The organism is Tepidimonas sp. (assembly GCF_036824975.1).
Classification (GTDB): Bacteria; Pseudomonadota; Gammaproteobacteria; order Burkholderiales; family Burkholderiaceae_C; genus Tepidimonas.
Genome location: NZ_DAISZC010000044.1, coordinates 3,936 through 12,963 on the forward strand (window position 1 = coordinate 3,936; position 9,028 = coordinate 12,963).

Genomic DNA, 9,028 nt, shown 5'->3' on the forward strand with positions numbered 1-9,028 from the left:
TTCACGCGCCGATGTTAGGATGGGCCATGCTGATGCCAATGAACGACGCTTCCACCATGGCTGATGACCCGCACCACGACGACGGGGTGCCCGTGTCCGTGCGCATACGCGAGCGGCTGCGCGCCGCGCGCAAGCGCTTCCACGCCAACGACAACATCGCCGATTTCATCCGCCCGGGCGAGCTGGAGCAACTGCTTGACGAGGTGACGCAGAAGATACAAGCGGTGCTGGATGCGATGGTGATCGACACCGCCAACGACCACAACACCGAGAACACCGCGCGTCGCGTGGCCAAGATGTACCTGAAGGAGGTGTTCGGTGGCCGCTACGTGCCGGCGCCGACGATCACGGAATTTCCCAACGCCGAGCATCTGAACGAGCTGATGATCGTGGGACCGATCACGGTGCGCAGCGCCTGCAGTCACCACCTGTGCCCGGTGATCGGTCGGTTGTGGATCGGCATCATGCCCAACGAGCACACCAACGTTATCGGGCTGAGCAAGTACGCGCGCCTGGCCGAGTGGGTGATGGGGCGTCCGCAGATCCAGGAAGAGGCGGTGGTGCAGCTGGCCGACCTGATCCAGGAAAAGACCCAGCCCGACGGGCTGGCGATCGTGATGGAGGCTACGCACTACTGCATGGCGTGGCGCGGCGTCAAGGACATGGACAGCCGCATGATCAACTCGGTGATGCGAGGCGTCTTCTTGAAGGACGCCAACCTGCGGCGCGAATTCCTGTCGCTGATTCCGCGTCAGGGGCAGTGAGGGAGATCAACGATGCTGGTCCGACTGCTCTATGTCAGCCGCGCGCGCACCGGCAATACCGCGCAGGACATTGAGGACATCCTGACGTCTGCCCGCCACCACAACCTGCACAACGGCATCACGGGCATCCTGTGTTACGGCGGCGGGGTATACCTGCAGGCGATCGAAGGCGGGCGCAGCGCGGTCAACCGGTTGTACCGCCAGATCATCGAAGACCCGCGCCACACCGACGTCGAGTTGCTGCTGTACGAGGAGATCAGTGAGCGGCGCTTCGGTGGCTGGACCATGGGACAGGTCAACCTCGCCAAGCTCAACACCTCCATCGTGCTGAAGTACTCCGAGCGCCCCGAGTTCGACCCCTACAGCGTCTCGGGCCGGGTATCGCTGGCGCTGCTGGAGGAGCTGATGGCCACGGCCAGCATCATTGGCCGGGCGTAAGGGGCGCGTGCACGGGCAATGGGCTCGATGGCGAGGGTGATGGGTGTGTGAGCCGTCTGCGGGCGCAGGACCATAAGAAGCCCGGGCGCCGGAGCGCTCAACCTGGGTGTCGAGTCATGGGCAGGCAGAGGGCGGCCACGGTGACCACAACAACACACCCGCGCTCGGCCCGCTGCAGGCGAGCCACGGGCCGTAGCCTCGCCCTCGTTGGCGGCCTGCGCGCCCCTGCCGCTCAGCCTGCCGCGCGTGCGTCGCACACCGGGCAGCCAGGCTGACGAGCGAACGCCACCTCGGTAAACGCCAGGCCGCGCCCGTCCAGCATCAGCAGCCGCCCCACCAGGCGCGAGCCCAGGCCCACGATCAGCTTGAGCGCTTCGGCCGCTTGCATGGTGCCGATGATGCCCACTAGCGGCGCAAACACCCCCATGGTGGCGCAGCGCACCTCCTCGGGCGCCTGCCCCGCGGGGAACAGGCAGGCGTAGCAGGGCGAGTGCGGATCGCGCGGGTCGAACACCGACAGCTGTCCGTCGAAGCGGATAGCGGCACCGGCCACCAGCGGCACGCCGTGGCGCACGGAGGCGCGGTTGATGGCGTGACGGGTGGCGAAGTTGTCGCTGCAGTCGAGCACCACGCTGGCGCCGGGCAGCAGCCTATCGAGCAGCGCGTCGTCGGCACGCTGCCGCACCGGCTGCACATACACCTCGGGGTTGATGGCGTGCATGGCCACCTGCGCCGATTCAGCCTTGGGTAGGCCGACGCGCGAGAGGTCGTGCGCGATCTGGCGCTGCAGATTGGTCGCGTCCACCGTATCGTGGTCGATGAGGGTGATGCGGCCCACGCCGGCGCTGGCCAGATACAGCGCCACGGGTGAGCCGAGCCCGCCCGCGCCGACCACCACCGCGTGCGCTGCCAGCAGCCGCTCCTGCCCCTCGACGCCGATTTCGTCCAGCAGGATGTGGCGCGAGTAGCGCAGCAGCTGCTCGTCGGTCATGCTCGCGGGGCGTCAATTGTCGGCCTTGGCCGGACGCTCGGTGGCGGTCTTGCTGGCCACCACCGGCAGGCCTTTGAGGTGGTTGAGTGCCTGCTGCAGCTGCCAGTCCTTGTCCGAGCCGAATTCGGGCAGCAGCCGCGCACTGGGGTTCTTGCGCTGCTCTTCCTCCAGCCGCTGGCGGGCGGCTTCGCGCTCACGCTCACGCTGGCGTTCGGCTTCTTTTTCGGCTTCGGTCAGTTCGCGGCCGCTGATGCCCAGGTGCTTTTCCAGGTCGGCCTCGCGCGTGCGCAGCGCCGCAAACAGGTTGCCTTCGGGCGTCTCATCCACCCACACGTCGGGCACGATGCCCTTGGCCTGGATGGAGCGGCCGCTGGGGGTGTAGTAGCGCGCGGTGGTGAGCTTGATGGCGGTGTCGGGGCCCAGCGGCCGCACCGTCTGCACCGAACCTTTGCCGAAGGTCTGGCTGCCCATGATGGTGGCGCGCCGGTGATCCTGCAGCGCGCCGGCCACGATTTCGCTGGCCGACGCCGACCCTTCGTTGACCAGCACCACCAGCGGGATGCGCTTGAGCAGGCCGTTGGTCTGAGCGGTCAGCCGCGCGATGGGGTCGCTGGCGGCACGGCGCAGGTAGTCGCGCGGGGTGGCGCGGTAGGTGGCCTTGCTCTCGGCCAGCTGCCCGTTGGTGGTCACCACCACCGCCTCTTCGGGCAAGAAGGCCGCGGACAGCCCCACCGCGGCATCCAGCAGGCCGCCGGGGTCGTTGCGCAGGTCCAGCACCAAGCCCTTGAGGTTGGGCTCGGCGCGGACGATGTCCTCCACCTTGCGCGCGAAGTCTTCCAGCGTGCGCTCCTGGAACTGCGACACGCGCACCCAGGCGTAGCCCGGCTCCACCACTTTGGCACGGACGCTGACGGTCTTGATCTCCTGGCGCGTGATGGTGACCGCAAAGGTGCGGTTTTCATCGCGGCGGAAGATCGTCAGCGTGACCTTGGTGTTGGGCTCGCCGCGCATGCGCTTGACGGCGTCGTTGATGGTCAGGCCTTTAACCGGCGTGTCGTCGATCTTGGTGATGAGGTCGCCAGCCTTCAGTCCGGCGCGAAACGCGGGCGAGTCCTCGATCGGCGAGACCACCTTGACCAGGCCGTCTTCCATCGTGATTTCGATGCCCACGCCGACGAAGCGGCCCGATGTGCCCTCGCGAAATTCCTTGAAGCTTTTTTTGTCGAAGTATTGCGAGTGCGGATCCAGCGACGACACCATGCCGGCGATGGCGTCGGTGATGAGCTTTTTCTCATCGACCGGCTCGACGTAGTCGGTTTTGATGATGCCGAATACAGCTGCCAGCTGCTGCAGTTCTTCCAGCGGCAATGGCGCCAGCGAAGCGCGCGCGATGGCCTGCAACTGCACGGTGGTCAGCGCGCCAGCCAGCGCGCCGATGGCCAACCACCCAGCGATCTTCCATTTCTGCCCCATGGCCTGTGATCCTTGCTACGAGCCCACTATACACCGGAGACAGCGCGTGCGCAGTTGGGGTTGCGCGCGTGCCCGCGGTGCACTCAGGCTTTGCCTTGGCGCGCCACGGCCGCTGCGGCGGCCTCGGCCGCGGCCGCGTCGCCCAAGTAGTAGCGGCGCAGCGGGCGCAGGTCGTCGTCGAACTCGTACACCAGCGGGATGCCGTTGGGGATGTTCAGGTGCACGATGTCGGCGTCCGAGATGCCGTCGAGGTGCTTGATGAGCGCGCGGATGGAGTTGCCATGCGCCGCGATGAGCACGCGCTGGCCGCGTCGCATCGCGGGCATGATCGCCTCTTCCCAGTACGGCACCACACGCGCCACCGTGTCCTTGAGGCACTCGGTCAGCGGAATAAGCTCCGGCGGCAGGGCGGCGTAGCGGCGGTCGTGCCGTTGGCCGCGCGGATCGTCAGGCGCCAGTGCCGGCGGCGGGATGTCGTAGCTGCGGCGCCAGATCAGCACCTGCTCCTCGCCGTACTGTTTGGCCATGTCGGCCTTGTTGAGGCCCTGCAGAGCGCCGTAGTGGCGTTCATTGAGCCGCCAGTCCTTGACCACGGGCAGCCACACGCGGTCCATCTCGTCCAGCACATACCACAACGTGTGGATGGCGCGCTTGAGCACGCTGGTGAAACACAGGTCGAAGTCCCAGCCTTCGGCCTTGAGCAGCCGCCCGGCCGACATGGCCTGCGACACGCCGGTGGGGGTGAGGTCGACGTCGGTCCAGCCGGTAAAGCGGTTTTCCAGGTTCCAGGTCGATTCGCCGTGACGGATGAGGACGAGCTTGTGCATGGGGCGCGGGAGTGAGCCGGGGGCAGGGATCGAAAAGCAGTGCATTCTAGAATACTGATGGTTACTGCTCAGGCCAGCACTGGCGCGCGGTGCGCAGCACCATGCCGGTCGCGGCGGGCAGATCGTCTCTGATCACAGGTTCAACCATAGGGCGCAAGCGTGGATTTCATCATCGAGAACTGGGTGCTGATTGCGGTGGCCGCGGGGTCGGCCGCGATGCTGATCTGGCCGGCGCTGACCGGTGGCGCTGGCGCGGGCAGCGTCTCGCCCGCCGATGCGGTGCAGCTGATCAACCGCGACAAGGCGGTGGTGATCGACGTTTGCTCGCCGCAGGAGTACGCCGCCGGCCACGTCAGCGGCGCGCGCAACATTCCGCTGGAGCAGCTGGAGCAGCAGCTGCCGCAGGCCGTCAAGAACAAGGCAGTGCCGGTGGTGATGGTGTGCGCATCGGGCGTGCGCTCGCGCCGCGCGGCAGGCATCGCGCGCAAGCTGGGCTACGAGCGAGCGGTGTCACTGGCCGGCGGGCTGGTGGCGTGGCGGGCGGCTAGCCTGCCGGTGCAAAAGGGGTAACCGCCATGGCCCACGTGCTCATCTACAGCAGCGACTACTGTCCCTACTGCCACCGCGCCAAGGCGCTGCTGCGCGCGCGCGGCGTCACCGACTGGGAAGAAATCAATGTCGATGGTCGCCCCGACGTGCGCGCCGCGATGGCGCAGCGCGCCGGCCGCACCAGTGTGCCCCAGATTTTCATCAATGGCCAGCACATCGGCGGTTGCGACGATTTGCACGCGCTCGATGCCCGCGGCGGGCTGGAGCCCTTGCTGCGTGCGACCTAAGCGCTTGACATCGGTTTGACGACGCAAGACGCCACTGGCGCGCGTGGGAGGCGACACGGGGGCGACGGGATCCACCGCTGACGCCGCCGTAAAACGGGGGCGGGCGGCTGCCATAATGGGGGGGCAGCGCGGGCGTTCGCTCCCACCTGTGTAGCGCTGCGGCATGCTGTGGCTTGCCGTGCTGGGCTGGCTTGCATGGCGCAGCGCTTCGCGTGAGCGGGCATGGGCCGCGGTGTTGGCCCGCGTTTCGTTTGTGACTCTCTGTTCCTCCTCCATCATGTCCGATACCCAAGCCACCCCCGTGTTCCATATCCAGCGCGTCTATCTGAAAGAGGCGTCGCTGGAGCAGCCAAACTCCCCCGCCATTTTTCTGGAGCAGACACAGCCCAGCGTGGACATCCAGCTTGGCGTGGAGGCGCAGGCGCTGGCCGAAGGGGTATACGAAATCGCGGTGGCCGCCACCGTGCACACCAAGATCGGTGAGCGCACCGTGTTTCTGGTCGAGTGCAAGCAGGCCGGCATTTTCGAGATTCGCCACATTCCGCAGGAGTTGCTGCAGCAGATCCTGGGCATCCAGTGCCCGCAGATCGTCTATCCCTACCTGCGCGCCAACGTGGCCGACGTGATCCAGCGTGCGGGCTTTCCGCCGGTGCATCTGGCCGAGATCAACTTCCAGGCCATGTACGAGCAGCAGCTGGCGCAGCAGCAGAGCACCGAAGGCGGCAACGGCGCGGCTGCCGCCTGAGCGCCGCGGCCTTTGCGCACGGCCAAGGCAGTGCCAGCGCATGGCAGACGAAGCAGTGGTGTTCATCGGCGCCGGGGCGTGGGGCACGGCGCTGGCCATCGCGGCGGCCCAGCGCCAGCCGGTGCTGTTGTGGGCGCGCGACGCAGCGCAGGCGGCGCAGATGCAAGCGCAACGCCGCAACCTCCGGTATTTGCCCGATGCCCCGTGGCCGCCGGGTCTGCGCGCCGCGGGGGGGGATGAGGCGCAGCTGCGGGCGGCGCTGCGCGGCGCCGAACTGGTGGTGGTGGCCACGCCGATGGCCGCCCTGCGCCAGTGGCTGGGTTGGCTGGGGCAGGCGTTGCCGCAGCTGCAGCGCGCGCATACCCCGGTCGTGTGGCTGTGTAAGGGGTTCGAGCGGCCGCAGACGGAGGGTGCCTCGGGGCTGCTCGGGCACGAGGTGGCGGCCCAGGTGGCGCCCCACCTGGCGGTCGGGGTGCTTAGCGGCCCCAGTTTTGCGCAGGAGGTGGCTGCCGGCCTTCCCACAGCGCTGGTGGCGGCCAGCCGCAGCGAGGCAGTACGGCGTGCGCTGGTGGCGGCTTGGCACGGGCCGGCGCTGCGCCTGTACGCCAATGATGACGTGGTGGGTGTCGAGGTGGGCGGCGCGGTGAAGAACGTGCTGGCCATCGCCACCGGCCTGTGCGACGGGCTGGCGCTGGGGCACAACGCGCGCGCGGCGCTGATCACGCGCGGTCTGGCCGAGATGACCCGACTGGGCGTGGCGCTGGGCGCGCGCGCCGAGACGTTCATGGGTCTGTCAGGCCTCGGGGATCTGGTGCTGACTGCCACTGGCGACCTCAGCCGCAACCGGAAGGTTGGTCTGATGCTGGCGCGTGGCCTGTCGCAGGCGCAGGCGGTCGAATCGCTGGGGCATGTGGCCGAAGGAGTCTATAGCGCGCGCACCGTTGCGCTGCGCGCCCGCGCGCTGGGCGTGCGCATGCCCATCACCGACGCGGTGGTGGCGTTGCTGGATGGCGAGCTGCAGCCGCGCGCGGGGCTGGCACGGCTGATGGCGCGCGATCCGGTGACGGAGTAAGACGGAGTAAATCAGAACTCCCAGTTGTCGATGAGGCGAGTACGCCCCAGCCGCGCGGCGCCCAGTGCCACCAGTTGCCCAGGCTGCAGCTCGTGTGGCTGCGGTGGCAGCAGGTCCTCGCGCCGGCGCACCGTCAGATAGTCGGGCTGCCAGCCGCGTGCGGCCAGCGCCTGCATCGCGTGCTGCTCCAGCGCCGCCAGATTGTGCTCGCCGGCCAGCACGCCGGCAGCCAGCGTGCGCAGCGCCTGCACCAGCTGCGGCGCTTCGGCGCGCTCGGCGGGCGACAAATAGCCGTTGCGCGAACTCAACGCCAGTCCGTCGTCGGCCCGCTCGATGGGCACCCCGTGGATCGTTACCGGCAGCGCAAATTGCTGCACCATGTGCCGGATCACCATCAGCTGCTGATAGTCCTTCTTGCCGAAGACGGCGTGGCGTTCGCCCTTGGCCTGGGCGAACACGCATTGAAAGAGCTTCATCACGACGGTGCACACGCCGGTGAAGAAGCCCGGGCGAAAGTGCCCTTCCAGCATGTCGGCCAGTGCGGCGGGCGGGTGCACTTTGAAGGTTTGCGGCTGCGGGTACAGCTCGCGCTCATCGGGGGCGAAGACGATGTCGCAGCCAGTGGCGGCGAGCTGCTCGCAGTCGGCCTCCAGGGTGCGGGGATAGGTGTCGAAATCCTCGTGCGGCAGAAATTGCAGCCGGTTGACGAAGATGCTGGCCACGGTCACGTCGCCCAGGGTGCGCGCGTGGCGCACCAGCGCCAGGTGGCCGGCGTGCAGGTTGCCCATGGTCGGCACAAAGGCCGGGCGGTCGTAGGGAGCGAGGGCGGCGCGCAGCGCCGCGATGGTGCGGATGACTTGCATGGCTGGAAAGGTGAGGAGTTACCAGGCGTGACGCGCGTCGTCGGGGAAGCGCCCCTCCTTGACCGCGCGCACGTAGGCGCTCATGGCGTCGAGCACGCCCGAGGCGCCCTGCATGAAGTTGTGTACGAAGCGCGGCGTGCGGCCCAGATGGATGCCGAGCATGTCGTGCATGACCAGCACCTGCCCGGCGGTGCCGCTTCCGGAGCCGATGCCGATGGTGTGGCAGCGCGGCAGCTGCGCGGTGATGTCGGCAGCCAGCGCGGCTGGGACCATTTCCAGCACCAGCATGGTGGCGCCGGCGTCCTGCAGGGCCAGTGCGTCGCGGCGCAGCTGCTGGGCCTGTGCGTCGGTGCGGCCCTGCACCCGGTAGCCGCCCAGCGCGTGCACGGTCTGCGGTGTCAGGCCCAGGTGTGCACACACCGGGATGCCGCGCTCCACCAGGAAGCGCACGGTCTCGATCGTCCAGCCGCCGCCTTCCAGCTTGACCATGTGCGCGCCGGCCTGCAGGAGAGCGGCGGCGCTGCGCATGGCCTGCTCGCGCGACTCCTGATAGCTGCCAAACGGCAAGTCGCCGATGATCCACACCGTGCCCTGCACGCGGCGCACGCCGCGCACCACGCACTCGGTGTGGTAGCACATGTCCTGCAGCGTCACACCCACCGTGCTGGGGCGGCCCTGGCAGACCATGCCCAGCGAGTCGCCCACCAGCAGGCAGTCGACGCCGGCCTGGTCAGCCACCGCGGCGAAGGTGGCGTCGTAGGCGGTGAGCATGACGATCTTTTCCCCGCGTTCGCGCATCTCCTGCAGCCGTGGCAGGCTGACCGGCTTGCGCGGCGGCAGCGGTGCCGCAGAGGGCAGGGTGCCGTAAGGGGTGCCGGGCGTGGTTTCGATCATGGTATGGGTTCTCCGGGGGATCAAGTCTAGTCGATGCTGTGGGCACCGGCGGCGGGTGTCGGGCGGTCGACTTTGCGCGTCGCAGGCAGCGCGGTGTTGCGGGGCGCGGGGCGGCTCAGGCAGCA

Annotated in this window: 11 protein-coding genes; 6 read left to right on the plus strand and 5 right to left on the minus strand. The window is 68.2% G+C overall.

Annotation, left to right across the window (positions count from 1 at the left end):
* Positions 1–32 precede the first annotated feature (32 nt).
* Both folE and V7Z54_RS06495 read left to right on the plus strand, forming a co-directional pair.
* Positions 33–764 (plus strand): GTP cyclohydrolase I, encoded by a 732-nt coding sequence (gene folE, locus V7Z54_RS06490; RefSeq protein WP_443082442.1) that lies wholly within the window; start codon positions 33–35, stop codon positions 762–764.
* Between the two features lie 12 nt (positions 765–776).
* Entirely contained in the window at positions 777–1,202 is a 426-nt protein-coding gene (locus V7Z54_RS06495; RefSeq protein ID WP_334135262.1) for a BLUF domain-containing protein, read from the plus strand.
* 232 nt (positions 1,203–1,434) lie between these two features.
* Here the strand turns inward: V7Z54_RS06495 and V7Z54_RS06500 are convergent, their stop codons facing one another.
* From V7Z54_RS06500 to gpmA, 3 genes are all read right to left on the minus strand, one after another.
* Positions 1,435–2,193: a HesA/MoeB/ThiF family protein gene (locus V7Z54_RS06500; protein WP_334135263.1), complete on the minus strand. Its 759-nt coding sequence runs from the start codon at positions 2,191–2,193 to the stop codon at positions 1,435–1,437.
* A 12-nt stretch (positions 2,194–2,205) separates the two neighbouring features.
* Positions 2,206–3,666 (minus strand): S41 family peptidase, encoded by a 1,461-nt coding sequence (locus V7Z54_RS06505; RefSeq protein ID WP_334135265.1) that lies wholly within the window; start codon positions 3,664–3,666, stop codon positions 2,206–2,208.
* Between the two features lie 83 nt (positions 3,667–3,749).
* Positions 3,750–4,493 carry a 2,3-diphosphoglycerate-dependent phosphoglycerate mutase gene (gpmA, locus tag V7Z54_RS06510; protein ID WP_334135268.1) on the minus strand — a complete coding sequence of 248 codons (744 nt, stop codon included), beginning with the start codon at positions 4,491–4,493 and terminating at the stop codon, positions 3,750–3,752.
* Positions 4,494–4,652: 159 nt separating this feature from the next.
* Between gpmA and V7Z54_RS06515 the strand changes: the two genes are divergently transcribed.
* From V7Z54_RS06515 to V7Z54_RS06530, 4 genes are all read left to right on the plus strand, one after another.
* Complete coding sequence (locus V7Z54_RS06515) at positions 4,653–5,063, plus strand: rhodanese-like domain-containing protein (RefSeq protein ID WP_334135270.1); 411 nt, start codon at positions 4,653–4,655, stop codon at positions 5,061–5,063.
* A gap of 5 nt (positions 5,064–5,068) precedes the next feature.
* Positions 5,069–5,329, plus strand: coding sequence for a glutaredoxin 3 (gene grxC, locus V7Z54_RS06520; protein ID WP_334135272.1), 261 nt, complete (start codon positions 5,069–5,071; stop codon positions 5,327–5,329).
* 277 nt (positions 5,330–5,606) lie between these two features.
* On the plus strand, positions 5,607–6,074 hold the full coding sequence (gene secB / locus V7Z54_RS06525) for a protein-export chaperone SecB (RefSeq protein ID WP_334135273.1): 468 nt from the start codon (positions 5,607–5,609) through the stop codon (positions 6,072–6,074).
* 40 nt (positions 6,075–6,114) lie between these two features.
* Positions 6,115–7,146: an NAD(P)H-dependent glycerol-3-phosphate dehydrogenase gene (locus tag V7Z54_RS06530; protein ID WP_334135275.1), complete on the plus strand. Its 1,032-nt coding sequence runs from the start codon at positions 6,115–6,117 to the stop codon at positions 7,144–7,146.
* A gap of 11 nt (positions 7,147–7,157) precedes the next feature.
* On the opposite strand, the gene panC is transcribed toward V7Z54_RS06530, so the two are convergent.
* Both panC and panB read right to left on the minus strand, forming a co-directional pair.
* A complete protein-coding gene (gene panC, locus V7Z54_RS06535) occupies positions 7,158–8,009 on the minus strand; it encodes a pantoate--beta-alanine ligase (protein ID WP_334135277.1) in 852 nt (283 codons plus the stop codon).
* An 18-nt stretch (positions 8,010–8,027) separates the two neighbouring features.
* On the minus strand, positions 8,028–8,903 hold the full coding sequence (gene panB / locus V7Z54_RS06540; protein ID WP_334135278.1) for a 3-methyl-2-oxobutanoate hydroxymethyltransferase: 876 nt from the start codon (positions 8,901–8,903) through the stop codon (positions 8,028–8,030).
* Positions 8,904–9,028: the final 125 nt, after the last annotated feature.